This is a genomic window from Streptococcus australis (assembly GCF_047463015.1).
GTDB classification, from domain to species: Bacteria; Bacillota; Bacilli; order Lactobacillales; family Streptococcaceae; genus Streptococcus; species Streptococcus australis_F.
The window spans coordinates 90,114-115,981 of record NZ_JASHER010000006.1; the positions used below are offsets into that span (position 1 = coordinate 90,114).

At 44.0% G+C, this 25,868-nt stretch carries 25 protein-coding genes; 6 read left to right on the plus strand and 19 right to left on the minus strand.

The window, feature by feature from the left end:
* Positions 1 to 74: 74 nt before the first annotated feature.
* From QM873_RS06890 to QM873_RS06935, 10 genes are all read right to left on the minus strand, one after another.
* A complete protein-coding gene (locus QM873_RS06890; protein WP_414279047.1) occupies positions 75 to 497 on the minus strand; it encodes an SP_0198 family lipoprotein in 423 nt (140 codons plus the stop codon).
* A gap of 121 nt (positions 498 to 618) precedes the next feature.
* Positions 619 to 1,866 carry a bifunctional folylpolyglutamate synthase/dihydrofolate synthase gene (locus QM873_RS06895; RefSeq protein WP_414279048.1) on the minus strand — a complete coding sequence of 416 codons (1,248 nt, stop codon included), beginning with the start codon at positions 1,864 to 1,866 and terminating at the stop codon, positions 619 to 621.
* 224 nt (positions 1,867 to 2,090) lie between these two features.
* Positions 2,091 to 2,402, minus strand: coding sequence for a DUF1292 domain-containing protein (locus tag QM873_RS06900; RefSeq protein ID WP_006595405.1), 312 nt, complete (start codon positions 2,400 to 2,402; stop codon positions 2,091 to 2,093).
* Positions 2,403 to 2,419: 17 nt separating this feature from the next.
* A complete protein-coding gene (gene ruvX / locus QM873_RS06905; RefSeq protein WP_414279049.1) occupies positions 2,420 to 2,839 on the minus strand; it encodes a Holliday junction resolvase RuvX in 420 nt (139 codons plus the stop codon).
* Complete coding sequence (locus QM873_RS06910) at positions 2,839 to 3,105, minus strand: IreB family regulatory phosphoprotein (RefSeq protein WP_006597020.1); 267 nt, start codon at positions 3,103 to 3,105, stop codon at positions 2,839 to 2,841. The genes ruvX and QM873_RS06910 overlap by 1 nt, the downstream gene beginning before the upstream one ends.
* 141 nt (positions 3,106 to 3,246) lie before the next feature.
* Positions 3,247 to 3,798 (minus strand): hypothetical protein, encoded by a 552-nt coding sequence (locus QM873_RS06915; RefSeq protein ID WP_048715629.1) that lies wholly within the window; start codon positions 3,796 to 3,798, stop codon positions 3,247 to 3,249.
* 9 nt (positions 3,799 to 3,807) lie between these two features.
* On the minus strand, positions 3,808 to 4,401 hold the full coding sequence (locus QM873_RS06920) for an SP0191 family lipoprotein (RefSeq protein WP_313964793.1): 594 nt from the start codon (positions 4,399 to 4,401) through the stop codon (positions 3,808 to 3,810).
* Positions 4,402 to 4,584: 183 nt separating this feature from the next.
* Positions 4,585 to 4,983 carry a transcriptional regulator Spx gene (gene spx, locus QM873_RS06925; RefSeq protein ID WP_006595399.1) on the minus strand — a complete coding sequence of 133 codons (399 nt, stop codon included), beginning with the start codon at positions 4,981 to 4,983 and terminating at the stop codon, positions 4,585 to 4,587.
* Positions 4,984 to 5,070: 87 nt separating this feature from the next.
* Complete coding sequence (gene recA, locus QM873_RS06930) at positions 5,071 to 6,213, minus strand: recombinase RecA (protein WP_125335103.1); 1,143 nt, start codon at positions 6,211 to 6,213, stop codon at positions 5,071 to 5,073.
* 46 nt (positions 6,214 to 6,259) lie between these two features.
* Complete coding sequence (locus QM873_RS06935; protein ID WP_414279050.1) at positions 6,260 to 7,528, minus strand: competence/damage-inducible protein A; 1,269 nt, start codon at positions 7,526 to 7,528, stop codon at positions 6,260 to 6,262.
* A gap of 357 nt (positions 7,529 to 7,885) precedes the next feature.
* Here QM873_RS06935 and QM873_RS06940 point away from each other — a divergent pair, with 357 nt between their 5' ends.
* The gene (locus tag QM873_RS06940; RefSeq protein WP_414279051.1) at positions 7,886 to 8,923 is read left to right on the plus strand and encodes a S66 family peptidase; all 1,038 of its coding nucleotides are present in this window, start codon (positions 7,886 to 7,888) and stop codon (positions 8,921 to 8,923) included.
* A 53-nt stretch (positions 8,924 to 8,976) separates the two neighbouring features.
* On the opposite strand, the gene QM873_RS06945 is transcribed toward QM873_RS06940, so the two are convergent.
* From QM873_RS06945 to mutL, 3 genes are read right to left on the minus strand one after another with little or no spacing between them, the layout of a single operon-like run.
* Positions 8,977 to 9,543, minus strand: coding sequence for a DNA-3-methyladenine glycosylase I (locus tag QM873_RS06945; RefSeq protein WP_414279052.1), 567 nt, complete (start codon positions 9,541 to 9,543; stop codon positions 8,977 to 8,979).
* Between the two features lie 9 nt (positions 9,544 to 9,552).
* The gene (ruvA, locus tag QM873_RS06950; protein ID WP_414259988.1) at positions 9,553 to 10,146 is read right to left on the minus strand and encodes a Holliday junction branch migration protein RuvA; all 594 of its coding nucleotides are present in this window, start codon (positions 10,144 to 10,146) and stop codon (positions 9,553 to 9,555) included.
* Positions 10,147 to 10,166: 20 nt separating this feature from the next.
* Positions 10,167 to 12,116 (minus strand): DNA mismatch repair endonuclease MutL, encoded by a 1,950-nt coding sequence (mutL, locus tag QM873_RS06955; protein WP_414279053.1) that lies wholly within the window; start codon positions 12,114 to 12,116, stop codon positions 10,167 to 10,169.
* Between the two features lie 252 nt (positions 12,117 to 12,368).
* Here mutL and QM873_RS06960 point away from each other — a divergent pair, with 252 nt between their 5' ends.
* Together QM873_RS06960 and QM873_RS06965 are read left to right on the plus strand one after the other, a co-directional pair.
* Entirely contained in the window at positions 12,369 to 12,809 is a 441-nt protein-coding gene (locus QM873_RS06960) for a LytTR family DNA-binding domain-containing protein (protein WP_414279054.1), read from the plus strand.
* The gene (locus QM873_RS06965) at positions 12,803 to 13,261 is read left to right on the plus strand and encodes a DUF3021 domain-containing protein (protein ID WP_061564496.1); all 459 of its coding nucleotides are present in this window, start codon (positions 12,803 to 12,805) and stop codon (positions 13,259 to 13,261) included. Before QM873_RS06960 ends, QM873_RS06965 begins: the two co-directional genes overlap by 7 nt.
* A 232-nt stretch (positions 13,262 to 13,493) precedes the next feature.
* Here the strand turns inward: QM873_RS06965 and mutS are convergent, their stop codons facing one another.
* On the minus strand, positions 13,494 to 16,037 hold the full coding sequence (gene mutS, locus QM873_RS06970; RefSeq protein WP_414279055.1) for a DNA mismatch repair protein MutS: 2,544 nt from the start codon (positions 16,035 to 16,037) through the stop codon (positions 13,494 to 13,496).
* A 106-nt stretch (positions 16,038 to 16,143) separates the two neighbouring features.
* Positions 16,144 to 16,587, minus strand: coding sequence for an arginine repressor (argR, locus tag QM873_RS06975; protein ID WP_414279056.1), 444 nt, complete (start codon positions 16,585 to 16,587; stop codon positions 16,144 to 16,146).
* 102 nt (positions 16,588 to 16,689) lie between these two features.
* On the opposite strand from argR, the gene argS reads away from it, so the two are divergent.
* Positions 16,690 to 18,378, plus strand: coding sequence for an arginine--tRNA ligase (argS, locus tag QM873_RS06980; protein ID WP_414279057.1), 1,689 nt, complete (start codon positions 16,690 to 16,692; stop codon positions 18,376 to 18,378).
* A 166-nt stretch (positions 18,379 to 18,544) separates the two neighbouring features.
* Positions 18,545 to 18,790: a hypothetical protein gene (locus QM873_RS06985; protein WP_006596982.1), complete on the plus strand. Its 246-nt coding sequence runs from the start codon at positions 18,545 to 18,547 to the stop codon at positions 18,788 to 18,790.
* Between the two features lie 240 nt (positions 18,791 to 19,030).
* Here QM873_RS06985 and nrdI read toward each other — a convergent pair whose 3' ends face one another.
* The 4 genes from nrdI to malQ all read right to left on the minus strand — a co-directional run bounded on the left by nrdI (position 19,031) and on the right by malQ (position 24,073).
* Complete coding sequence (gene nrdI / locus QM873_RS06990) at positions 19,031 to 19,498, minus strand: class Ib ribonucleoside-diphosphate reductase assembly flavoprotein NrdI (RefSeq protein ID WP_006595385.1); 468 nt, start codon at positions 19,496 to 19,498, stop codon at positions 19,031 to 19,033.
* Positions 19,499 to 19,553: 55 nt separating this feature from the next.
* Positions 19,554 to 20,066: an ABC transporter permease gene (locus QM873_RS06995; RefSeq protein ID WP_006595384.1), complete on the minus strand. Its 513-nt coding sequence runs from the start codon at positions 20,064 to 20,066 to the stop codon at positions 19,554 to 19,556.
* 173 nt (positions 20,067 to 20,239) lie between these two features.
* Positions 20,240 to 22,498, minus strand: a complete 2,259-nt coding sequence (gene glgP, locus QM873_RS07000; RefSeq protein ID WP_414279058.1) for a glycogen/starch/alpha-glucan family phosphorylase — start codon at positions 22,496 to 22,498, stop codon at positions 20,240 to 20,242.
* 42 nt (positions 22,499 to 22,540) lie between these two features.
* Positions 22,541 to 24,073, minus strand: coding sequence for a 4-alpha-glucanotransferase (gene malQ, locus QM873_RS07005; RefSeq protein WP_125335125.1), 1,533 nt, complete (start codon positions 24,071 to 24,073; stop codon positions 22,541 to 22,543).
* Between the two features lie 478 nt (positions 24,074 to 24,551).
* Between malQ and QM873_RS07010 the strand changes: the two genes are divergently transcribed.
* Positions 24,552 to 25,808, plus strand: coding sequence for an extracellular solute-binding protein (locus tag QM873_RS07010; RefSeq protein WP_048715031.1), 1,257 nt, complete (start codon positions 24,552 to 24,554; stop codon positions 25,806 to 25,808).
* Positions 25,809 to 25,868: the final 60 nt, after the last annotated feature.

The window sequence follows — 25,868 nt, forward strand, 5'->3', positions numbered from 1 at the left end:
CCACTGCGTCTTGCTCGACAATCCAAAGACAATTGAGAGGCTAGGATTTCTGTCCCACTCTCACTTCTGCTAGTTTATTGCTTGGTCAGAACGATCGTATCCTGATTACCCAAGTCTTGATCCGCTTCTTTCAGGGTCAGTTGTTGCCCCTCCAATTGATAGCGATAGCCATCATCTCCGATAAAGAGGATCTGGTTGGCAGCATCTAGCTTGACCTGTTTCAGCTCTTGCTCTCCATCTACCTCTACAGCCGTCCAAGTCCCTGAATCACCAGCGATGACGAGGGTCACTTGATCGCTTTCATCCATTCCTATATAGGTTCCGTCCAGAACTGTTTGGTTAACCTGCGGACTAGTCGTTGTCTGTTGAGAAGAAGTTGCCGTTGTTGTCGTCGCACTTGATGACGTGTTCGTTTGCGATGGTGTTTGCTGGTTTGAACACGCTCCAAGTAGGAGGACTGTAGCTGTTGCTAATAAAGCAGTTACTTTCTTTGTCATGGATGGTCTCCTTTCGCGCCAACTTTTCAACGGACTTCCCCGTTCATTTGTGGCTCACCTTTAGTATACGTTAGAGCCTGTTTTTGGTCAATCTTTATGACTGGCCGATGAGAGTTGCTACCTATAAAGGATTCTTTCCCTGCTCTAATAGATATGCGCGAACTTCGGAAATAAAGTAGAGAGAGCCAGTGACAAAGAGCACCTCTTGACCATCTTGTCGGCTATAAAAATCTTGCAAATAATCTCTGAAATCCGCCACATAAGGATAGCCTAAGCTATCCGCCTCTTGGACCACTTCCCCATAAGCAAAGGTCGTCACCGTCAAGTCCGCCTCCGGCAAATCGTTTGCAAAGATCTCCAACATTCCCTGGTAATCCTTGCGTTTTAAAGCACCAAAGAGGATCTTCACGCGCTTATCTGAAAAAGTGCGGGCATATTCGACCAAGCGATGGATGGCATGAGGGTTATGAGCGCCATCTAGATAGACGCCTTGGTCAAAGTTTTCCAGACGACCCGGCCAGCTAGTCGCTTGCAAAGCCTCCCGAACACCGTTTTCATCGACCGCCAGACCTCTCTGCTCCATGAAGAGGAGAAAGGCTTCGAGAGCCACCGCAGCATTCTCTTCCTGATAAGCTCCATTGAGCCCAATTTTCAGTGAGTCAAACCGATGGTACGCATCTTGAAAGACGCCCTTCACCAGTTGGAAATCTTCTCCATAGCGAGCTAGCGGACAGCCTATTGCTTGGGCCTTTTCTATGCAGACTTGCTCAGCCTCTTTAGCCAGTGGACCGATAACAGCCGGCTTCCCGGCTTTAAAGATCCCAGCTTTTTGCCTAGCAATGGCCTCTAGGCTTCCTCCCAAGGTCTCCTGATGATCCAGCCCTACTGAGGTGATCACTGCTACCTCTCCTGTGATGACATTGGTCGTATCAAGGAGGCCTCCGATCCCAACCTCGATCAAGGCCAGGTCTACTTTTTGTTCATGGAAATACAAAAAGGCCAAGAGGGTGATGATTTCAAAGTAAGAGAGTTGGTCGTGAGTCTCAAGAAGCTGAGACTCCATCGCTTGGATGCTCTGACCCAAGCGAATCAGATCTTGATCCGAAATTGGTTGCCCATTGATACAAATCCGATCATGCATACTAACAATATGCGGAGAAGTAAAGGTCCCGACTTTTAGGCCATGTTGTTGGAATAGCTGGCGCATAAACGCAATGGTCGAGCCCTTACCGTTGGTCCCCGTCACATGGATCATCGGAACAGCTTCACGAGGGTCCCCTAAGAGCTTTACAGCCTGTTGCATCCGCCCCAAGCCTGAACGAAAATTGAGTCCAATTCGGCTATTCATCCATTCTTCAATTTGATTCATATCTTTCTCCTAAAAGAAAAGAGCGATCAAGCCTTGTTGCTGGCTCACGCTCTGCTATTTCTTTGGTTTCTTATTTCACTTCCAATATTTTTAGAAGTTGGGCTAAAAACGTCCCCCGACTTACTTGCGGTCCTTGTTTCTAGCGCAAGGGTAAAAATGTTCACTGAACTTACCAACTCTTTCCAGTCTCTTGGAGTTGGGGTGATACAGTCTCCCAGACTGTATCACTCCTCCATAAAGCTGTTGAAGACTTCTTCAATCATGTTCCATTCATCATCTGAATCTTCTGGGATTGGTTGAAGGTCGCCTTCTGTTCCGTCTTCGTTTTCAGTAAATGAGTAAGCTTGGATTTCTACTTCACCGTTTTCATCTTCTTCTGCATTTGCAGGAATCAAAAGAACATAGTTTTTACCAAATTCTTCTTTTCCATCAATGGTCAAAAGGATTTCAAACAAGGTTTCGTTTCCTTGCTCATCTACCAATGTAATCAATTCGCGTTCGTCATGGTTGTGGTCATGATCATGATTGTGTGCCATCTTATTTCCTCTTTTTTCTAAAATTTTCGATCTAAATAATTTTGCAAAATCAACTGGGCAGCCAATTTATCAATTACTTTTTTTCGCTTATTTCGGCTGATATCCGCTTGTTCAATCAGCATCCGCTCTGCGGCAACGGTCGTCAAACGCTCGTCCTGATACTCAACCGGCAAGTTGAATAACTCTTCAAGGCGCTTCCCATAAGCTTGACTCGCTTCCACTCGAGTACCGCTTGTGTTGTTCATGTTTTTCGGCAAACCAACGACAAAACGATCAACCCGGTATTCCTTCACCAGTTCAGAGAGACGGTCAAAACCAAACTCTCCTTTCTCCTCATCAATCTGAATAATCTCCAGACCTTGAGCAGTAAAACCTAATGGATCACTGATGGCTACTCCGACAGTCTTCGAGCCAACGTCTAGTCCCATAATTCTCATTAGAGATCGATCCCTTGCCCTTTCAAGTAGTAACGAACCAATTCTTCAACAATTTCATCTCGTTCGTACTTACGAATTTGGTTGCGAGCGTTGTTATAACGAGGTACATAAGCAGGATCACCACTGAGTACATAACCAACGATTTGATTGATTGGATTGTAGCCCTTCTCATCCAAAGATAAGTAGACATCCTTTAATGTATCACTAATTTCTTTACGGTTTGAATCGTCAAGATTAAAACGTACTGTTTCGTCTGTAAATCCCACAATACCACCCTCTTTCTTTATATTCATACTATTATATCATAATTTCCATACTTTCTCAAACGAAAATTACTGATTTCATGGGCTTTCTTGGACTTTTCATCACTTGTTTCCGAAAGCAATCTTCTACAGTTTTCAATGACTTTATTTTACTTCTTTAAAACCATTTTTTTCCATGTTTTTGATGAAGAGCGTTGGAGAATAGGTCTTGATCATTTTGCAAATTTCTCCCAAGTCTTCGCTGTTTTTAATGTCATCGAAGTCTACTTTATCAGGATCAATCTCAATCTCAGAGATCATTGCTTCACCTGTCCAATCTGATGTCACGGTGATTCCATCGTAGTCTCTCAATTCATCAATGCCACCTTCACCTTCGTAACCTTCGATCAAGGCTTGTTTGGCACCTTCTTTATCATCCTCAGCATCGATCAATTTCTTGACTTCATCTTTGAATTCGTCCGACACATGAGTCGCTAGTTTGATAGAAACTTTCTTGTATTTCTTACCTTGGTAGGATACGGTTACTGTAATTTCCTGTTTGGCTACCTCGTCAGCTTCATTGACATCTCTGTTAATCTTAAAGGTCCGAGTAACGACGCTATCTTTCGATAAGGACTTGCCCCCTTTTGATTGAGAATTCCCACAACCTGCCAAGATAAGCAATCCAGCAACGACTAGTAATAGAAATTTTTTCATGTTTTCTCCTTATTCTTCTTTTGCTCCATTACGGAGTAGATTATTCATATATTCCGTTGGTGTCAACTTCAACAAATCCGCAATATTAGCCGATTTGAAGTACTCTAACTCAACCGCTTTTTTAGTATCCAACTGGGTGAAATCATAGGTGATGACCGTTTGGTATTCATTTTCATTTGGTACGGTCAGTTCAATGGTAAAGCCTGGAAGAGTCCGGGCTTGTTTGAGTTGTTCATCCTTGTCCATCGACTCCACCATCAATCGTTGGGCTTCTTCGAGGCCGACCTCTTGAATGGCTTTTTTCAATTCATCACTAGCAGGAGTGGTATTGGTCATGACCAATTTTTGTAATTGTTCCCCTTGATAGGTGATGGTCTGCTCTTGGCGAATACCTTTCTCATCTGTTGGAAGAACAAAGTGTTTGGTAAAGACTTGCTGCTCTTCTGCCTTCTCTAACAAATTTCGATTTTCTTTATTGAACGATTCAATTTTAGCACTGTTGGATTTTTGAACACTGGAAGAATCGGTTTTCCCATGTTTCTTCTGTCCACAAGCTGTCAGCGCCAGAAGCAAGACTCCTAGACAAATAAGCTTCTTTTTCATGTTTTCTCCTTTGATAAGCTTCTATAAAGGGATTTTTCCCACAGAAGTATTGTACCATAGAATGCCCCGCAAAAACATTCTTACATCCATTTTTTCGTGGATTCTTTGATCGGATAAAAAAGAAAAAGTCGAGATTCTGACATCTCGACTCTTCTCAGTAGCTAAACGATTGGCTACTTGTTCTTATAGGGCTGCTCTTAAGCGAGCCTCCGCATTTTCAACATTTCGTACAGAACGTGGTAAAAAGGCGCGAATATCATCTTCCTTATAACCAACTTGAAGTCGCTTGTTATCCACTAGGATAGGACTTTTCAAGATTCGTGGTGTTTCTAAGATGATATCGATGACTTCATTCATGCTGAGATCTTCAATATCGACACCTAGATTCTTAGCGTATCGGTTTTTTGAAGAAACGATACTTGCAATCCCATTTTCTGTTTTGGTCAAAATATCGAGTAATTCTTCTTTTGTAATCCCTTCTTTACCAAGGTTTTGTTCTTTATAGATCAACTGATGAGCATTTAGCCAAGTTTTGGCTTTTTTACAACTGGTGCAACTTGAAACTGTGTAAATTTTAATCATGCATGCACTCCTTTCGCCACACGATAATAACATTGTAGTATATTATACCATAAAAACCATCAGTCTTTCGACCTATTTTGAAAAAAATTACTCTTCAATCTCAATAGCATCATCAAGATCTAGTGTTACTTCTTCAAGAAGTGGGCTTTCAGCTACTTCATCTTGTGCAACTACAGCAGTGTCATCATCGATCAAGCCGAAGCGCACGCGCACTTGGTGATCAATCTCATCAAATATTTCTGGATGGTCTGCCAAGTATTTCTTAGCATTTTCAGAACCTTGGCCGATCTTCTCACCGTTATAAGAATACCAAGCCCCTGCTTTTTGGATCAAATCAAGGTCTGTTGCAATTTTTAGCAATTCACCTGTACGTGAAATTCCTTCCCCGTACATGATTTCAACCATGGCTTCTTTGAACGGTGGAGCCACCTTGTTCTTCACAACCTTGATCTTGGTTTCCTTACCAACGTTGGTATCTTTTTGGTCCCCAGTACCCTTGATTTGAGTATTTCCACGGACATCTAGACGAACAGAAGCGTAGAATTTCAGGGCACGACCACCAGGTGTGGTTTCAGGGTTCCCAAACATGACCCCAACTTTTTCACGCAATTGGTTGATAAAGATAGCAATGGTCTTGGTCTTGTTGATCGAAGCTCCGAGCTTACGCATAGCCTGGCTCATCATCCGAGCTTGCAAACCAACGTGGCTGTCACCGATATCTCCATCGATTTCTGCGCGTGGAACCAAGGCAGCAACAGAGTCGATAACGACCAAGTCAACGGCACCAGAGTCGATCAATTTACCAGCAATTTCAAGTCCTTGTTCCCCTGAGTCTGGTTGAGACAAGAGGAGTTCATCAATATTAACCCCAAGAGCTGCTGCATAAGATGGATCCAAAGCGTGCTCGGCATCGATAAAGGCAGCAATGCCTCCTTCTTTCTGTGCTTGCGCTACTGCATGGAGGGCAACGGTTGTTTTACCTGATGATTCTGGTCCATAGATTTCGATGATCCGACCCTTTGGATAGCCACCAGCACCCAAGGCAATATCAAGCGCCAAGGAACCAGAGCTCATGACTTGAACTTTTTGCTCTGCGCGTTCGCCCAGACGCATGATGGATCCTTTACCAAAGTCTTTTTCAATCAACTTTAGGGCATCATTGAGCGCTTTTTCACGCTCATCTCCGAATTTCTTAGAGATATCATCTAATTTTTTCTGTTTTTTCGCCATTCTTTTCTCCTATATTCAAAGCGTAATGTTTTACACCTTCTTTTTATTATAGCAAATTTTCATCTAATAATACAGTCCGGCGTACCAGATTAAAGGCATGGAGGACTGCAACTTTCCGAACATCCATACGACTCCGGCCAGCGATATTGACCTTGATCGATTGGACTCCTTTTGGACCTGCAATTCCAATAAAAACGGTCCCTGCTGGGTGGCCTTCTAGACTGTCTGGACCAGCAACACCTGTCAGACTGACTCCATAATCAGCCCCTGTCAAGAGACGGGCTTGCGCTGCCATCCGCTCAGCTGTATGGGCAGAAACCACTCCATGTTCTTGCAACTCAGCTAAGGGGATTTGGAGCATTTTGCTCTTTTCCTCTATGCTGTAGGTGACGAAACCTCCTGGTAAGACTGCTGAGGCTCCTGAGAAATTAGCCAGAGTCGACTGGAACATCCCGGCCGTCAAGCTCTCTGCTGCGGTCAAAGTCAAGCCTCTCTCGCGCAAGAGTTCAAAAGCAACCTTGGCTAGGGAATTGTCATCACCATAGCCATAGAAGAGCTGGCTCAAGGCTTGACCATCCAAGGTCTCATGTTGGAGAATCACTTGCTCCAACTGATCCAATTTCTGATTAGCCTGCTCTTGTGACGCAGCCTTGGTCGACAAGCGCAAGGTGACTTCTCCGGTCTTGGCATAAGGAGCCACCGTCGGATCAGTCTGGCCATCAATCACATCGGCTAGAACGGTTACCAGCTGGCTTTCCCCGATTCCAAAGAAGCGCAAGACGCGTGAGTAGAGCTTTTCGCCTGTGGCTAGCAGAGGCACTAACTCATCAGTAAGCATGGGTTTCAATTCACTAGGGGGACCAGGCAAGACCACATAGCTAACGCCCTCTACTTCAATCAGCCCTCCCACTGCCAAACCAGTCAGATTTTGGAGCGGTGTTGAGCCTGTCACTATTTGCGCTTGTCTCAGATTGTTGGGAGTTCGGACATGGTCTGGCCGACTGGCAAAGAAGCGGTCCAACTTGGCCATCGCTTCTGGATCAAAGGTCAGGTCTCTACCCAAGAACTGGGCTAGGGTCTGCTTGGTCAGGTCGTCTTCGGTCGGTCCGAGGCCTCCCGTGAGGATGACGAGATCACTTCGATCACGCGCAATCTTAAGAACCGACAAGAGACGATCGGCATTATCCCCAACTGCAGTTTGGAAATAAACGTCGATCCCTAGACCGGCCAACTTTTCTGATAAGAATTGCGCATTGGTATTGACAATCTGTCCTGTGAGAATTTCAGTTCCCACTGCAATGATCTCTGCTTTCATAACGCCTCCACTTATACTATTCGTAATTTTTCTTCATTGTAACACAATTTCCTAAATTATTTTAAAAACAGATTGAAGAAAAAGTTCATTTTAGGCAAGTTTCTTCAATCTTTTTCTTTTAGAGTATTATAAAGTAAAAAACTCTTATAAATTCCGTTACATCAATATTCCTAAGAGATTTAACTACATGGTAACCAACTTCTAAAAGGGCTTGCCTATATTCTGAAGTAAGCACATCGAGCGGTTGTTTTTATATTACTTTATTGACATAAAATCGTATCTCTAACGCTATTCCTTATATTTTTCTATCATTTTTTATGATACAATAGCATCAATTTATTTTTAGGAGGATAATATATGACTTCTACTATTGGTATTATAAGTTTATCTAGTGGGACTATGGGTGAAGACTTTGTCAAGCACGAAGTGGACTTGGGTATTCAACGTCTCAAGGACCTCGGACTCAACCCTATCTTTTTACCTCATTCACTAAAAGGCTTAGACTTTATCAAAGAACATCCCGAAGCTCGTGCGGAGGATTTGATTCAGGCCTTTTCTGATGATAGCATCGACATGATCCTATGCGCCATTGGTGGAAACGATACCTATCGCTTGCTACCTTATCTTTTTGAAAATGACCAACTACAAAAGGTTATCAAACAAAAGATTTTTCTTGGCTTCTCAGATACAACCATGAACCATCTCATGTTGCATAAACTAGGAATCAAGACTTTTTACGGCCAATCATTTCTAGCAGACATTTGTGAGTTAGACAAAGAAATGTTGCCATATAGCCGCCACTACTTTAAAGAATTGATTGAGACTGGAAAAATATCAGAAATTCGCCCTAGTAACGTTTGGTATGAGGAACGGACTGATTTTAGTCCCAAAGCCTTGGGAACACCTCGTGTCAGCCATGCAAATACAGGTTTTGACTTGTTACAAGGCAATGCTCAGTTTGAGGGAGAAATCCTCGGTGGTTGTCTTGAGTCTCTCTATGATATTTTTGACAACTCTCTACACGCAGATAGCACAGACCTCTGCCAAAAATACAAACTTTTCCCTGACTTATCCGACTGGGAAGGAAAGATTCTATTGCTAGAAACAAGCGAAGAAAAGCCTAATCCTGAAGACTTCAAAAAGATGTTGCGGACTTTAAAGGAAACTGGTATATTCGAGGTTATTAGTGGACTCTTGGTCGGAAAACCTATGGATGAAACTTTCTATGACGACTATAAAGAGGCACTATTGGATATCATTGACAGCAATATCCCGATTGTCTATAATCTGAATATCGGACACGCAACTCCAAGAGCAATTGTCCCCTTCGGAGTCCACGCCCATGTAGATGCAACGGAGCAAGTCATTCGCTTTGACTATAACAAAGAAAGCTGAGATAGAACTCTCAGCTTTTTTTCTATATTCTCAGATGTTCTAGACATCTAACGTCACTTATTTCCACTTTTCCATTCACAAGCATTCTCATGGTCATTGACCAGACCTGCAGCCTGTAGAAAGGATAAAACTGCAACAGGACCCGTAAACTTAAAGCCCCGCTTTTTGAGGTCCTTGGCTAGCTTCTCAGAAAGAGCTGTCTTCGCTGGAGCCTGCTGGTAATCTGGAACATCATTGTTGATGGTTTTCCCATCGACAAAAGACCACAGATAGGCATCAAACGATCCAAATTCCTCCTGGACTTGTAGAAAGGCTTGGGCATTAGCTCGTGTCGCAAAGATCTTGGCTCGATTTCGGATGATAGCTGGATTGTCCATCAAAGCCTCCAGTTCCTCATCCGTCATCTCCGCGACACTTTGAAGGTGATAGCCATGAAAAGACTCTCGGAAAGCCTGCCGTTTATTGAGCACCGTCTCCCAAGATAGGCCAGCCTGATAGGTCTCCATGCAAAGTAACTCAAAAAGCACCTGGTCATCATGGAGGGGCCGACCCCATTCTTCATCATGGTAAGCTACATATAGTGGGTTGTTCATTTTAACCCAGCCACAACGTTTTGGCATAGGAACCTCCTATTTCACCAACATCTTCAGGGCAGACTTGATATAGTTCTCTGCTGTATCGGTCGTGCCTTCAAAGAATTTCTTGATTTTCTTAAGCTCCGTTGCCTTGTAGCCCAATGCCAACATAGCTTCCATGGCTTCTTCTAAGGCTTGGTTCTCTTCTGTCGCCTTAGCTTTTGTCTGAGCCGGTGCATCTTCTAGGTCAAGATTGATCTTACCTTCCAGATCCAAGATCATCTGTTGGGCTGTTTTCTTGCCGATCTTCGGAAACTTGGTCAAGTAGGTGATATTCTTGCTTTCGATGGCTTGGACAAGGCCTGCATTGTCATCCGCAGCGATAATAGCCAGAGCTGAGACAGGTCCAATCCCAGAGACAGAGATCAAGTTTAAAAAGAGCTGTTTCTCTTCTTCGGTCGCAAAACCATAAAGAAGGTGGGCGTCTTCACGGACCACTTGGTGCAGATAAACTTGCACCTCGTGATTCATTTTGCCAGAGTAGGCATAGGGATTGGCCACATGCAAGAGATAGCCGATTCCAGCTGTTTCTACCACGATGTATTTGGCAGTGATTTTCGTTAAAATTCCTTTAATGTATTCGTACATAAGATTCCTTTATTGTTTGTTTAATATTTGCCCAATTCCCGTAAACTGGTGTGATTTTCCTGAATGCGTCGGAACATCTTTTCCATATCGGACTTGGTAAAGTTAACCAAAACCGGACGGCCGTGGGGGCAGTTATAAGGGTTGTCACATTGGGACAGTTGGTAGATGAGATCACGTGCGGAGTAATCGTCCAGTGTGTGATTGGCCTTGATGGAGCGTTTGCAAGACATCATGATGGCCAACTCAGCCCGGTATTTCTTGATGGACACTTCCTTAGTCAAAAGGAGCATGTCACACATTTCGTAGATACCCGACTCGATCTCTTCTTCCTTCATCCAGATCGGATGCTCCCGCAAGATCAACTGGTTGGCTCCGTACTCTTCTAAGTAGACACCCACTTCTTCTAGAAGGTGTTTACGCTGTTGCAGGCGGATCAGATCGTCTGCAGGGAATTCAAAGATATAAGGCACCAGCAGTTGTTGCTGACTGCCGTCTACGTCCCCGATGCTCTCCCGGTATTCTTCGTATTTGACCCGCTCTTGGGCCGCATGCTGGTCAATGATGTAAAGACCCCCATTGCCTTGGGCAAAGAGATAGGTCCCATGCATCTGACCGAAATATTCCAACTCTGGGAAGGTCGAATGTTCTTCTCCTTCCAACTTGTCATAAGCCTTATCTAGACTAGCTAGATCCAACTCTGGGTGGTCCAGTTGATCATACTGAGGCGCCTTTCGCTCCGCAAATTTGATGGCTGGTGATTTAGCCTCCTGATTTCCCTCTTCTGAGGCAAAGAGAACCGTTTGCTCTGGGGTCAATTCACCACTTGGCTGGGATTCCCCGACCTCTGGACGGACAAAGAAGTCTCCCTTGTCTCGGTCGTAATAGAGGCTATTTTCTTTTAGAGGGAGGCTGGTTTGGACTGGTTTTTCTGTTCGACGAAGCGTCGACTTGGCTAGATTTTCCAAAGCATCTGGAATCAGATCCTGCTCTTTCAAAGCGGAGACAATCGCTTGGGAGATCAAGGCCATTAGTTCTCGTTCTTTAGAAATGCGCACCTCTTGCTTGGTCGGGTGGACATTGACATCGGCTAGATAGGGGTCAATCTGGATATTAATCACTGCTATTGGGAAGCGTCCGACCATAAGTTTACTGCCGTAGCCATCCAAGATGGCCCGATTGAGCAAGAAATTCTTGATGTAACGACCGTTGATAAAGAGACTAATGTAATTGCGATTGGCCCGGGTCAATTCTGGCAAAGAGACGAAGCCCGACACTTCAAAGTCCAAATCACCTGTCTCGATGGCAACCATTTTCTTAGCGGTAGCGAGCCCGTAGACTCCTGCGATGGCTTGACGGAGATTCCCCGTTCCTGCCGTCCGTGTCATTTCATGGCCGTCATTGATCAAGGTAAAGGCAATCTCTGGATGAGCCAGACTCAGGCGGTTGAGAATGTCGACGATATGGGACAACTCTGCCTGTTGGCTCTTCATATATTTGAGGCGGGCTGGTGTATTGAAAAAGAGGTCCTCAACTGTGATTTTAGTCCCCACAGGGCTAGTCGCTGGCTCAAGAGAAGTGATTCCCCCCCCTTTAGCCTCTAGCTTGGTCCCATGACTAGCTCCTTCCTGAGCTGTCAGGATGGTCATGACACTGACAGAGGCAATAGACGGCAAGGCCTCGCCACGGAAGCCTAGTGTCCGAATGCGAAAGAGGTCGGCTTGACTCTTGATCTTACTAGTGGCATGGCGACGAAGGGCTAATTCCATTTCCTCATGGGCAATCCCTTGTCCATTATCCGTGATTTGAATGCTCTTTAAGCCAGCTTCTTCGATCTCTACGACAATCTGACTAGCTCCCGCATCTATGGAGTTTTCAACCAGTTCCTTGACCACACTAGCAGGGCGCTCAATGACCTCACCGGCAGCGATCTGATTGGCTAGAATTTCTGGTAATTCGATAATCTGTGACATAGCTTCCCCTCTTATGTTTTATACGCGCATAGGTAGAACTATTATACCATATCTACAAGGAAGCCCTCCCTTTATAAAACCTTGTGCTCCAGCTCCATTAAAGATACCGTCTTCTACCAGATAAACAGAGAAAATGACCGAATATGCGAAAAACCTTGTCTTGATGCCTGAAAAAGTGTTTAATAGAATTGTAAGCAAGAGGTCCTGCTAGCGGATCGCTTACCTGACGTCAATCACTTAGAAGGGATTTGTATGAAAGTAACAGTTACCATTGACCCCCATTTTCAAGAAGAAGGCGTAGCCATCACAGCGCCACAACCTAGCGAACACATCCAGAAAGTCCAACAATTCATAGAGGAATTGGACCAGAAGGAACGCTTGCGAGCGAAAAAGGATGGGGAAACCTATCTTGTAGAGACCCACTTGTTTCATCGGTTCTATATTGAAAACCGTCAAGTCGTTGGGGAAACAAAGGATGACCACTTCATCCTCACCGGTCCCCTCTACCAACTCTCTGAAGACTTGCCCATCTACTTTTTAAAAATTTCCCAATCTGAAATTATCAATACCAAAGAAATCGATCATCTGCATTTTACCAGCAGCGGATCGGTCCAAATCAATCTGAAAAACGGGACCATCACCTATTCGTCTCGTCGCTATTTAAAAGCTATTAAGGAGAAATTATCATGTTAAAGACTCATCTATCGAATGCCTCTAAAGGCATCTTCATCGGCCTTACCCTCTCTATCGTCTTTTCTTTCCTAAACTCACCTTCCACTTACATGCCTCTCAGTCCAAGTTCAGGCGTTGGACAATGGATGCAAGCCCACGACGTGCATGGATCCCTTGTCATGCTCTATTGTATCCTTATATGGGCTGGCATCGGCTTGCTCTTCAGCTTAGGAAAAAACCTGTTCAACAAAGACTGGAGCCTCCTCCGTGCGACCCTCAGCCACTACCTTTTGATGCTCTTTGGTTTTCTACCTTTGGCAACCTTGGGAGGCTGGTTCCCAATCCAAATCAGCTTCTACATCTCCGTCATTATAGAGTTTAGCCTTGTGTACTTGGTTATCTGGGCTGTTTCTTATCGCATTTACAAGAAAAAAGTAGAAGAGATCAACCAACAGTTGCAAGGGAAAGCCTGAAGAATTCAAAAAAATGACTTTTATTTTTTAGTCATTCAAGAAGATGAAAAACTTTCCGCTGTGAGAAAAGTGCCTGAAACAACTGTGTTTCAGGCACTCGGGATCATTGAGACCTTAGGCTCAATGATTAGTCATGGAACTTCTACGAAGTTCGCTGACGTCCGTACTCACCTAAGGAAAGTTTTTAAAATTACTTTGTCTTCAATCTGAAACAGTTCGAATGAACTGTTTTTTAAATTCTCTTTTTCATCTCAGCAACTGCCATCATGACTTCCATCGGGGTCATGTTGTAGATATCGAGAGTTTTTAATTCTTCTAGTACTGGATGAGTGGCATCTGCTGCAAACAGAGATAACTGTTCTCCAAGCTCTGGAGAGGCTTGCTGTGTTGGAGTCGCCATCGACACTTCGTGGCTTTGGCCTTCTAGTTGACTCAAGATAGTATCTGCCCGCTTCAAGAGATCGCTTGGCAGGCCTGCAATCTTGGCCACATGGATTCCATAGGATTTATCCGCCGGTCCCTCTTCAATCCGGTGCAAGAAGGTCACTTGGCCATCCTTCTCCAAGGTAGCGACATGGACATTGCGCAAGCGAGATAGGGTCTGCTCCAAGTCGGTTAGCTCATGGTAGTGGGTGGCAAAGAGCGTCTTGGCCCCTGTCCGGTCATGGATGTATTCGATGATGGCTTGAGCCAAGGCCATCCCATCATAGGTCGCTGTCCCCCGCCCCAACTCATCAAACAAGATAAGAGAAGCCGGAGTCGCTTGGCGAATGGCATTGTTGGCCTCCATCATCTCAACCATAAAGGTCGACTGGCCGGACACCAAGTCATCTGCAGCCCCAATCCGGGTATAAATGGCATCAAAGAGAGGAAGGGTCGCTGCCTGTGCCGGTACAAAAGAACCAAGCTGAGCCATAATGACAATGATGGCCAACTGGCGCATATAGGTGGACTTCCCGCTCATATTGGGCCCCGTAATCAACTGGATATCACAGGTCTCATCCATAGAAATGCTGTTGGGGATGTAGCTTTGAGCTCCCATCACCTTCTCAACAACTGGGTGACGACCCTTCTCAATCCGGATATCACGCGCCTCTTGGAAGACTGGCCGGGTCAGTTGTTGTCTTTCAGCCACACAGGCCAAGCCTTGCAAGACGTCCACCGTTGCTAGGGCTTGGGCTAGGGACTGCAAGCGCTGGATGTACTTGCCGACTTCCTCTCTGATCCGTAGGAAAATCGCATACTCTAGGCTAGTCGACTGTTCCCGAGCTTCTAGCATCTCCCCTTCGATCCGAGCCAGTTCTTCTGTCCCAAAGCGCTCAGAATTTTTCAAGGTTGCCTTGCGGAAGAAATGAGCTGGCACACGGGATAATTGGGAATTGGTCACATGGAAATAGTAGCCATCTTTTTTATTGTAGTCAATTTTAAGTCCGGTGATGCCACTGGCCTCCCGTTCTTTAGCTTCAATCTCTGCAATCCAGCCGGTCCCTTCCCGGAGGACGACACGGTACTGGTCCAGAGTTGGGTCAAAGCCGGTACGGATGATATTGCCTTCTGTTAGAACAATCGGGGCATCCGGATCAATCGCAGCTTCGATGAGACGGCAAAGCTCTGGTAGCTCATCTAACTGGGCGATGAGGAGGTCTAGCACCGGCTCTCCCATCTCGACCAAGAGCGACTTGATCAAGGGAACATGGCGTAGGGTTTCGCCCAACTGCAAGAGGTCCTTGGGAGTGGTCTTACCAAAGGAAACCCGACTGGCCAAGCGCTCGATGTCATAGACACCCTTGAGACGATCTGCCAGATCGCTTCGCTCAAAGAAATGGTCCAAGAAGACCTGGATAATCTCTTGGCGTTCTTCGATCCGATGGCGATCCATTAAAGGCTTCTGGATCCAAGCCCGCAAGAGACGGCCTCCCATAGCTGTCTTGCTTTCATCTAGGAGCCAGTAGAGACTGCCATGTTTCTTGCCAGTCCGAGCATTTTCTGTCAAGTCCAAACTCGCCTTGGTCGCATAATCCATCTGCAAGAAATCACGGACTTCATAGTGATGAGCAGGCTTGATATGGTGGAGTTCCCGCTTCTGGGTTTCCTGGACATATTGGAGCAGGCCTCCTGCCGCTATTCTCTCCAAATGAGTCAATTCAGCCCCTAAAAGTTGGACATCCTCCGCCACTTCTGAGATAGGGGAGAGCAAGAGGTTCATTTGGCCGAGAAGAACTCTTTCTTCCATTTCTGACAAGGAGTAGGTCAGGACAATCTCCCGCGCCCGTAGGTTGCGAATCTCCCCACAGACCATGGCAAAATCATACAGACTGGTGACCTGAAACTCCCCGGTCACTAGGTCCATATAGGCAAGGCCATAGTCCGTCTCATCATGAGACAAGGCTACCAGGAAGTTGTTGGCGCTGTCTGGCTTGGTCGAATCGACAACGGTCCCCGGAGTAATGACTTGGACCACTTCCCGTTTGACCACACCGACGGCTTGCTTGGGATCTTCCATCTGCTCTGCAATAGCCACCTTATAGCCCTTTTCGATCAAGACATCGATGTACTGCTGGGCCGAATGATAGGGAACTCCAGCCATGGGAATCGGATTTTCTGCATTTTTATTCCGAGAGGTCAAAGAAATCTCTAAAATCTGTGCTGCATTGACGGCATCTTCATAAAAGAGCTCATAAAAATCCCCCATCCGAAAGAGCAAAAAAGCATCCGGATAGTCTTTTTTGATATCTAGGTATTGCTGCATGCCAGGTGATATTTTTTCTGCTGCCATATCGCTCCTTTTCTATATCATTGCATTCATTTTGAGTGCTTACTCTAACTCTAAACTGACATAAAAGGAGGGCCGATCCCTTTCTGGACTGGTCCCTCGCCCTTGACTAGTGACTAGAATGTTGGAGAATGGTCTGCTGGACTGTTTGTGCTACTTCTTGGTCCTTGCAAACAATTAAGAGGGTATTGGCACCTGCCACGGTACCAAGGATTTGATCATCCAAAATCTCATCGACTGCGTTGGCTAAAATAGCCGCTTCTCCCAGCTCCGTCCGAACAACCAATGTGAACTCCGCTCTCGAGACCACTTGTGCATATTGAGCAATCAGTCTAAAAATATCTGTTCGATCTGGTTCGTCTGCTAATTTATAATAGAGGCCACCCTTTTCTTTTACCTTGATCAGACCGATTTCTCTTAGGTCCCTGGATAAGGTGGTCTGGGTCACTCCCGCCCCTCTTTTATCTAGGCGGTCTTGAATGTCTTTTTGCGTCGATAACTTCTCATGTTGAATAATTTCTCGAATCAAAAGCTGACGTTCATCTTTTTTCATTTTTGCTCCACTTTTGAATAATTATACTTTGATTATACCAAAAAGTTTGAAGAAAGGCCGAATTTTGTGATAGAATAGTAACAAAAGACCAAAGGAGCTACTATGAATCATAAAGAACTTATTGCAAGTGAATTGGCAAAAGTCATTGAAGGCTTAGACCAAGAAACTATCTTAAATTTACTAGAGCAACCAAAATCTTCAGACCTCGGAGATATCGCCTTTCCTGCCTTTTCTTTGGCTAAAATCGAACGCAAAGCTCCTCAAGCGATTGCTACTGATATTGCGGAAAAAATCGATGCCTCTCACTTTGAAAAAGTCGTTGCAACTGGACCTTATGTAAACTTCTTCTTGGACAAATCACAAATCTCTGATCAAGTCATCAAATCTGTTATCGAAGCAGGTGCAGACTACGGTCAGCAAGACGAAGGACATGGAGGAAATATTACCATCGACCTTTCTAGTCCAAATATTGCAAAACCTTTCTCAGTTGGTCATTTGCGTTCAACCGTTATCGGAGATGCTCTTTCAAATATCTTCCGCAAAATGGGCTACAACACCATTAAAATCAACCACTTGGGAGACTGGGGTAAACAATTTGGTCTCTTGATGGTCGCTTATAAAAAATGGGGTAGCAAGGAAGCTGTCGAAGCCAATCCAATCGATGAATTGTTGAAACTCTATGTCCGCATCAATGCTGAAATCGAAAATGATCCTGCTTTGGATGAGGAAGGACGTCTCTGGTTCAAGAAATTGGAAGATGGAGATCCAGAAGCGACTGAATTGTGGCAATGGTTCCGTGACGAAAGCTTGGTAGAATTCAACCGTATCTACAAACTCCTCGGTGTTGAATTTGACAGCTTAAACGGAGAAGCCTTCTACAATGACAAGATGGATGAAGCTGTCCAAATCCTTGAAGAAAAAGGCTTGTTAAAAGAGTCTAAGGGAGCTAGCATCGTTGAGTTGGATGATGTCAACCTTCCACCAGCTATGATTAAGAAATCAGACGGTGCCACTCTTTATATCACTCGTGATATCGCAACCGCAATCTACCGTGCACGGACTTACAACTTTGTGAAAAACATCTATGCTGTCGGTCAAGAACAATCCAACCACTTCCGTCAGTTGAAAGCTGTTTTGAAGAAAATGGGATTTGACTGGAGCGACGATATGATCCACGTTGACTTTGGTTTGGTCACAAAGAATCGCCAAAAATTGTCAACTCGTAAAGGAAATATCATCCTACTCGAACCAACTCTTCAAGAAGCCATCTCTCGTGCCAAAGCGCAAATCGAAGAAAAGAACCCTGAATTGGAAAACAAGGAAGAAGTAGCACATGCAGTCGGTGTTGGTGCCGTTAAGTTCTACGACTTGAAGACAGACCGTCGCAACGGGTATGACTTTGACCTTGAAGCCATGGTATCCTTCGAAGGAGAAACAGGACCATACGTTCAATACGCATACGCACGTATCCAATCCATCCTTCGCAAAGCCAACTTCACACCATCTGCAGATGCAACATACAGCTTGAGCGACCCAGAAAGCTGGGAAATCATCAAACTTCTCCAAGACTTTGCTCGTGTCGTGAAACGTGCTGCTGAAAACTATGATCCATCCTTGATTGCTAAATATGCGATTAACTTGGCTCAAGCCTTTAACAAGTACTATGCTCACACTCGTATCTTGGATGAAAGCCCAGAACGCGATAGCCGTCTTGCTCTTAGCTACTCAACAGCAGTAGTCTTGAAAGAAGCGCTTCGTCTATTGGGTGTAGATGCGCCTGAGAAAATGTAATATCTTCCTTACTTTTTGATAGGAAACCATCTCTTTTAGGGGTGAGAGGAATCGCTAAATAAACCTTATTTAGTTCCATCTCACTCCTTTTCTCATGCTAAATAAACCTATATTTTTAGGGGCTATCGCTTCCCTTTATCCATTATCTTATCCTTTGGAGAACCCTATGAATCAAACTGTTTATATTCTTATTTTAGTTAGTCTGCTCATTCTCTTTTTAATCAATAAATACGAGAGAGAAAAACTACAAAAGATTTTACAAGAGCAACTCTTAAAAGATGAAGCCTTCAAAGCAAGCATCAAGGAACAAATCCAAACGACGGAAAACATCAACGATGTTATCCACGCCATCAATAAGGACTATCGCCTCGGCCTCTTGCTCTCGAAAGAAATCACAGATCAATTAAAATAAGCCCTAAAAGAGGAGTCATACAAAATATGACCCCTCTCTCTTCAACCGTAACAAATAAGAGAGTGGGACAGAAATCGGTAATTCGTTAGAATTCGATTTCGTCGTCCCACCTCCGCACAGTTGAGTAGGGCTGTAAAAGCTGATGAAATCAGCGTGGTAGAGCCCACTCAACCACTGCGTCTTGCTCGATAATCCAAAGACAATTGAGAGGCTAGGACTTTTGTCCCAGCCTCTTTTGTTTTAAAGACGATACAAATCTTCTACAATGGCCGCTACTTTTTTGATATCCCCTAGCATCCCTCTCATCTCAAAGTCTGCTAGCACAGGGAAACCAAAGCGTTGGCTATACTGCTTGGCCGTTAGGCAATATTGATTGTTGAAGTTGCGATTTCCTGATCCTACAACTCCCAAGCATTTAGTGGCATTGTCTCCATAGGCAATAAAGTCTGCTACATCGGTCGTTAAAATTTCCACATCTCCATTATCAACACCATTTCCTCCTTCTAGGTAGGTCGGCAAAAAGGCGATAAAAGGTGTATCAACTTCAAAGAAGGGCTTCCCTTCTTTGACTAGGTCTTTGACATGGATTTTTTCAATGACCAAGTCAGGGTACTGCTCCCATAGATAATCACTGAGACGACGAACAAAACTTTCAGTATTGCCACTTAAACTGATATAGACAAAACATACTTTCATTTTCTTCTCCAATCAGACCAGCTCCTCTTCTTTGTTCCAGACTTGAGGAGTTTTTTAATGCTATGATCTAAGCTTGAAGGTCGCTAGCTGGTCTATTTTTCAATTTGTAGAGGAGGATTCCCAAGTAAACAAGGGCTACAACCACACTCAAGACAAGTGCATATAAGCTAGAAGCCTGTAACAAGGTCCGCAATTTGTCTGACGTGATCACAGACATAGAAGAACGATAAGACAAGAAATTATGCAAGCTCATTAAGACAAAGGCACCAATCTGTCCCATATAGGCATAGGTCGCCTTAACAATATCCTTTTTAGACAGGAAGAAATAGGCAACTGCAATCAAGCCCCCAATCAAAAGAGATAGCAACAACCAAGCAATCGGTCCGCGTAAGGCTACGATTAATTTCTCAAGGAAGGCTTTGTATTCTTCCCGTTCAAGAGCAGTGGTTAAGTTCAAAGAAGCTGCCATTTCATCTGTGAGCTCCACTTTAGCCAATCCAAAGAAGGACTGAGCAGTTAATAGAGTTCCCATCGCTGATAGAGCTAGCAAGACATACATATAAATTGGATTTTTCTTCATTGTATTTCCTCGTTTCTAATATCCATAGTATTTATTATAACGTGAACCTTAGGGAAGCGCAAGTTTAGATTTTCCCAGCGATCCTGTGCTAAAAAAGCTCCCTCTAAATCAGGATATGATTCAAAAGGAGCTCTTCTTTCTAAGTATATTGCTTCTAGAATGTCGAAAACAAATTAGTTCAAGTGCCAGATATCTTCGTTGTACTGAGCGATGGTACGGTCAGATGAGAAGAATCCTGCTTTGGCAATGTTGACGATGACTTTATCCAACCATGCGTCACGGTCTTCATAGTCAGCCAACATTTGCTCTTTGACTTTGATGTAGTCTTCCAAGTCAAGAAGGGTCATGAACCAGTCTTTGTTGATCAACTCATTGTGAAGGCGTTCCAAACGTTCTTGGTTACCAACTGCAAGAACAGCGTCGCTGACGATGAAGTCAACCAATGGTTTGATTGCTTCACGAGCGTAGAATTCGCTTGATTTGTATGCAGATTTTGCGTAAAGGTCGATAACAGTTTCTGAATCTTCACCGAAGATATAGATGTTTTCGTCTCCAACCAACTCAGCGATTTCCACGTTAGCTCCGTCCATGGTACCAAGCGTCAAAGCTCCGTTCAACATGAATTTCATGTTACCAGTACCTGAAGCTTCTTTAGAAGCCAATGAGATTTGTTCTGAGATATCACATGCTGGGATCAAGAAGCTTGCTGCAGTCACGTTGTAGTTTTCAACCATCACTACTTGCAAGTGTGGAGCTACTGCTGGGTCGTTTGCAATGACTTCTGACAAGCAAAGGATCAAGTGGATGATATCTTGAGCGATGGTGTAGGCAGGAGCTGCTTTACCACCAAAGAAGACTGTGATTGGACGAGCAGGGATGTTTCCAGCCTTGATGTCCAAGTATTTGTGGATGACATACAAAGCGTTCATTTGTTGACGTTTGTACTCGTGAAGACGTTTGATTTGGATATCAAAGATAGAATTTGGATTGATTTCCACACCTTGGTGATCTTTCAAGTGACGAGCCAATTTACGTTTGTTGTGGGCTTTGATGTTTTCCAATTTTTCTTTGACAGCAGCTTTATCTTCGTATGAGAGAAGGTCTTCCAACTTAGAAGCATCATGGTGCCAGTCACGTCCAAGAATCTCATCCAAGTAGTGAGACAAGCTTGGGTTGGCATGCATAAGCCAACGACGGAAGGTAATTCCGTTTGTTTTGTTGTTGAATTTTTCTGGGTAAAGGTCGTAGAAGGCCTTCAACTCTGAGTTCTTCAAGATTTCAGTGTGAAGAGCTGCAACCCCGTTTACACTGTATCCATAGTGGATATCCATGTGGGCCATGTGGACACGATCGTGTTCATCAATGATTTGAACAGCTGGATCTTTGTGTTCAGCACGAACACGACGGTCCAATTCTTCAATGATTGGTACCAAGTGAGGAACCACTTCTTGCAAGAATTCAAGTGGCCATTTTTCAAGGGCTTCTGCAAGGATTGTGTGGTTAGTGTAAGCGGTCATGCTACGAACGATAGAGATGGCTTCATCCATTTCGATACCGCGTTCAGTCAAGAGACGGATCAACTCAGGAATGACCATAGATGGGTGAGTATCATTGATTTGTACAACTGCGTAGTCAGCAAGGTCATGCAAGTTGCTTCCTTTTTCGATCGCTTCGTCGAGGATCAATTGTGCACCGTTTGAAACCATGAAGTATTGTTGGAAAATACGGAGCAATTCCCCTTGACGGTTACTATCATCTGGGTAAAGGAAAAGAGTCAAGTTGCGAGCGATATCTGTCTTGTCAAAGTTGATACCATCTTCAATGATGGATGAATCAACTGAATCCAAGTCAAACAAGCGCAAGCGGTTCTTGGTTTCGATCTTGTAACCAGGTACATCGATATCATAAAGCGTAGAAGTCAAGGTAAAGTGTGCAAATGGCACTTGGTAGCTACGGCTTGAACGAACGAGCCAGCTTTGGTCAGTCAACCACGCATTTGGAATCGTTTCTTGTTGGTTGTTTTTAAGAACTTGTTGGAACAAACCAAAGTGGTAGTTCAAACCAACCCCATCCCCTGTCAAACCAAGGCTTGAGATAGAGTCGATAAAGCAGGCCGCCAAACGTCCCAAACCACCGTTACCAAGTGATGGTTCCAATTCCACTTCTTCTACTTCGATCAAGTCTTTACCAGCATCTGACAATTCTTTTTTGACATCGTCGTAAAGACCCAAGTTGATCAAGTTATTCGACAAGAGTTTACCGATCAAGAACTCAGCTGAGATATAGTAAACTTTTTTCTTACCAGTATTTAATTTCTTTTGGGCACTTGCCTGCTTGGTGTAATTAAGCAAAGCAATGTACAATTCTTCGTTTGAACATTCTGCAATTGTTTTTTGATGATGATCAATCACATATTTTTGTAATGATTCCATGGTTAAGTGTCTCCTTGTGTTTTGATTAGATAGGGGGAAAGATTATTTTTCTGCTTTTTTCGCTTCTTCTTTCACCAAGTCAGTATTTTCACGACGATAGATGGTTGTGAAATCAAGTAATTCTTGCTCAACAGCAGGAGTCAATTGATCCGCTGTCATCCGCCATGCCCAGTTGCCACCAAGGGTAGATGGGAAGTTCATACGAGCTGAGCCATCCAACTCTAACAAATCTTGCATGGTAGCGATGGCCATAAAGCTGACTGAAGCAAAGACGGTACGAAGCATCGCATGTGGAACAGATTCGTATTCTTTACGGTTGGTGTAACGAGCAAGGTACTCACGAGTTGGATCGTCAATTTCATTGCGGTACCATCCAAGAACCGTGTTGTTATCATGTGTACCAGTGTACATAACAGAGTTATTTGGCGCTAAGTGAGGGCTGTCGATACTTTCATCATCAGGATTGAAGGCAAATTGAAGAATCTTCATGCCTGGGAAGCCTGTGCGCTCACGAAGCTCAATGACTTCGTCCGTCATGAAGCCAAGGTCTTCTGCGATGATGTTCAAATCACCGAGTTCTTCTTTCACTGCGGCAAAGAGTTTGTAGCCAGGACCTTTGACCCATTTACCTGGTGCTGCTGTATCAGAACCAGCTGGGATTTCCCAGTAAGATTCAAAACCACGGAAGTGGTCGATCCGCACGATGTCGTAGATCTTGAAGCTCTCACGCAAGCGTTCAATCCACCATTTGTAACCATCTTTGTCCATTGCTTCCCAGTCATAGATTGGGTTGCCCCAAAGTTGACCAGTTGCTGAGAACTCATCTGGTGGGCATCCTGCGATGCAGGTTGCTTTTCCATTTTCATCTGTTTTAAAGAGATGAGGATTTGCCCACATATCACTTGAATCTTCCGCTACGTAGATTGGCATATCACCTACGATTTCGATGTGATTGTCGTTAGCGTATGCTTTCAATTTCAACCATTGTTTGAAGAAGAAATACTGTGTTACTCGATGGTAAGTCAATTTGTCTTCCAATTGAGCGCGATATGAAGCAAGGGCTTCCGGTTGACGTGCACGAATCGCAGCGTCTGGCCATTCTGTCCATGCTTTTAATTCAAAGTGCTCTTTAATAGCCATGTATTCAGCAAATAATTCCAACCAAGCTGCATTTTCTTCAGCAAAACGGCTGAAGTCATCCCAATCACCATTTTCAATAAAAGCTTTAACCGCTTTTTCTAGAAGAGGACGACGTTGTTCGAAGATCTTCGCATAGTCTACTTCTGTTGGGTCTTGACCAAAATCAACACCTTCGACATCGGATGCATCCAAGAGCCCTTGCTCGATCAAGAGATCGAAGTCAATAAAGTGGGTGTTGCCTGCAAAAGCTGAGAAGGATTGATAAGGAGAATCTCCATAACTGGTTGTTCCGAGAGGCAAAATTTGCCAATACCGTTGCTTAGTCCGAACGAGGAAATCGACAAAATCGTAAGCTGCTTGACCAAACGAACCGATTCCATACTTCCCAGGCAAGGATGAAATGTGCATCAAGACACCACTTTGGCGTTTTTTCATTGAGGGTACCACCTTTAGTTTAATATTTTTTGTTTCAAAGAAAAATAGACCAACTTTCTACTCTGTTCTGTTCCAGTTCTCATTCCGACTCTTAGAAGGCATAAGAAGCGACCAACTTTCAGACATAGAAATAAATTTAGCCTATTTATAAATGACCTTAGATCATCGTTATGCAACGTTCAAGGAAAACGTTTGCGTTACGTGTCCATTATAAAGTATTCTTGTGGTTTATGCAAGAGGTTTCCTAAACTTTTATGATTTTTTCTGCAGGTTCACCCCACGCCTAGTTTATCCCTTTCTCATTTTCTTGTCAACTATTTGTGTGTATTTAATAGAAGATAAAAATTTTTAAAAAATTTTTGCACAAAGAGCTTGCAAACGTTTTCTCTCTGTGATATACTATTCGTGTTAAGGAAAACGTTTGTCTAAAACGTTTTCAACTAATAATCTTATTTTTATTCTTTAGGAGGAATAAATCATGAAACGCACAATTCTTCGAAGCGCTGCTGTACTTGGTACAGTTGGATTCGCATCACTTCTTTTGGTAGCTTGTGGAGGCAAAAAAGAAGATTCTTCTTCTGCTAAAAACGAGTTGACCGTCTACGTCGATAATGGTTACAAATCTTATATGGAAGAAGCTGCGAAAGCTTTTGAAAAAGAAAGTGGCACAAAAGTAAACATCAAGACTGGTGACGCTCTTGGTGGTTTGGACAAATTGTCTCTTGACAACCAATCTGGTAAAGCTCCAGACGTTATGATGGCACCATACGACCGTGTAGGTGGTCTTGGTAACGATGGTCAATTGGCTGAAGTCGCATTGAACAAAGACAGCAAGACTGACAAAACAACTGAATCACTTGTAACAAACGGTGGTAAAGTATACGGAGCCCCAGCAGTTATCGAAACATTGGTTCTTTACTACAACAAAGACCTCTTGCAAGAAGCTCCAAAAACGTTTGGTGAACTTGAAGAATTAGCAAAAGATAGCAAATATGACTTCGCTGGTGAAGATGGTAAAAATACTGCCTTCCTTGCTGACTGGACAAACTTCTACTATGCATACGGACTCCTTTCAGGTAACGGTGGATATGTCTTCGGTAAAAATGGTACAGATCCAAAAGACATTGGTTTGAACAACCAAGGTGCTATCGACGGTATCGAATACGCGAAAACTTGGTACGCTAAATGGCCTAAAGGATTGCAAGACACTAAAGGTGCTGCAAACTTCATCCAAACTCAATTCCAAGAAGGTAAGACAGCTGCCATCATCGATGGACCATGGAAAGCATCTTCATTGAAAGAAGCAAAAGTAAACTATGGTGTAGCAACTATCCCTACCCTTCCAAACGGAAAAGCATACTCTGCCTTCGGTGGTGGTAAAGCTTGGGTTATCCCTGCAGGTGCTAACAACCCTGAAGCAGCTCAAAAATTTGTTGATTTCTTGACTTCAACTGATCAACAAAAAGCCTTCTACGATAAGACTAACGAAGTGCCAGCTAACACAGAAGCTCGTGAATACGCTGTTGGTAAAAACGATGAATTGACAACTGCCGTTGTTAAACAGTTTGAAAATGCACAACCAATGCCAAACATCTCTGAAATGAGTACTGTATGGGATCCAGCTGCAACTATGCTCTTCGACGCTGTAAGTGGTAAGAAATCTGCTAAAGATGCTGCTGACGGTGCTGTGAAATTAATCAAAGAAACTATCGAACAAAAATTCGGTGGCAAGTAATACAGTTCCCAAGGGGCTGGGAGTCTTTCCCAGCCTTTCGCTGTGATGTGGCCTCTGGTC

Excerpts from the sequence above, each read along its gene's own strand:
- QM873_RS06945 (WP_414279052.1), bottom strand. The coding sequence starts at position 9,543 with ATGCCAAAACGTTGTGGCTGGGTTAAAATGAACAACCCACTATATGTA.
- QM873_RS06920 (WP_313964793.1), bottom strand. The coding sequence starts at position 4,401 with ATGAAAAAGAAGCTTATTTGTCTAGGAGTCTTGCTTCTGGCGCTGACA.
- malQ (WP_125335125.1), bottom strand. The coding sequence starts at position 24,073 with ATGAAAAAACGCCAAAGTGGTGTCTTGATGCACATTTCATCCTTGCCT.
- QM873_RS06940 (WP_414279051.1), top strand. The coding sequence starts at position 7,886 with ATGACTTCTACTATTGGTATTATAAGTTTATCTAGTGGGACTATGGGT.
- QM873_RS06960 (WP_414279054.1), top strand. The coding sequence starts at position 12,369 with ATGAAAGTAACAGTTACCATTGACCCCCATTTTCAAGAAGAAGGCGTA.
- glgP (WP_414279058.1), bottom strand. The coding sequence starts at position 22,498 with ATGGAATCATTACAAAAATATGTGATTGATCATCATCAAAAAACAATT.
- QM873_RS06890 (WP_414279047.1), bottom strand. The coding sequence starts at position 497 with ATGACAAAGAAAGTAACTGCTTTATTAGCAACAGCTACAGTCCTCCTA.
- ruvA (WP_414259988.1), bottom strand. The coding sequence starts at position 10,146 with ATGTACGAATACATTAAAGGAATTTTAACGAAAATCACTGCCAAATAC.
- QM873_RS06965 (WP_061564496.1), top strand. The coding sequence starts at position 12,803 with ATGTTAAAGACTCATCTATCGAATGCCTCTAAAGGCATCTTCATCGGC.
- argS (WP_414279057.1), top strand. The coding sequence starts at position 16,690 with ATGAATCATAAAGAACTTATTGCAAGTGAATTGGCAAAAGTCATTGAA.
- QM873_RS06985 (WP_006596982.1), top strand. The coding sequence starts at position 18,545 with ATGAATCAAACTGTTTATATTCTTATTTTAGTTAGTCTGCTCATTCTC.
- QM873_RS06995 (WP_006595384.1), bottom strand. The coding sequence starts at position 20,066 with ATGAAGAAAAATCCAATTTATATGTATGTCTTGCTAGCTCTATCAGCG.
- QM873_RS06895 (WP_414279048.1), bottom strand. The coding sequence starts at position 1,866 with ATGAATCAAATTGAAGAATGGATGAATAGCCGAATTGGACTCAATTTT.
- QM873_RS06935 (WP_414279050.1), bottom strand. The coding sequence starts at position 7,528 with ATGAAAGCAGAGATCATTGCAGTGGGAACTGAAATTCTCACAGGACAG.
- QM873_RS06900 (WP_006595405.1), bottom strand. The coding sequence starts at position 2,402 with ATGGCACACAATCATGATCATGACCACAACCATGACGAACGCGAATTG.
- ruvX (WP_414279049.1), bottom strand. The coding sequence starts at position 2,839 with ATGAGAATTATGGGACTAGACGTTGGCTCGAAGACTGTCGGAGTAGCC.
- QM873_RS07010 (WP_048715031.1), top strand. The coding sequence starts at position 24,552 with ATGAAACGCACAATTCTTCGAAGCGCTGCTGTACTTGGTACAGTTGGA.
- argR (WP_414279056.1), bottom strand. The coding sequence starts at position 16,587 with ATGAAAAAAGATGAACGTCAGCTTTTGATTCGAGAAATTATTCAACAT.
- mutS (WP_414279055.1), bottom strand. The coding sequence starts at position 16,037 with ATGGCAGCAGAAAAAATATCACCTGGCATGCAGCAATACCTAGATATC.
- spx (WP_006595399.1), bottom strand. The coding sequence starts at position 4,983 with ATGATTAAAATTTACACAGTTTCAAGTTGCACCAGTTGTAAAAAAGCC.
- recA (WP_125335103.1), bottom strand. The coding sequence starts at position 6,213 with ATGGCGAAAAAACAGAAAAAATTAGATGATATCTCTAAGAAATTCGGA.
- QM873_RS06915 (WP_048715629.1), bottom strand. The coding sequence starts at position 3,798 with ATGAAAAAATTTCTATTACTAGTCGTTGCTGGATTGCTTATCTTGGCA.
- mutL (WP_414279053.1), bottom strand. The coding sequence starts at position 12,116 with ATGTCACAGATTATCGAATTACCAGAAATTCTAGCCAATCAGATCGCT.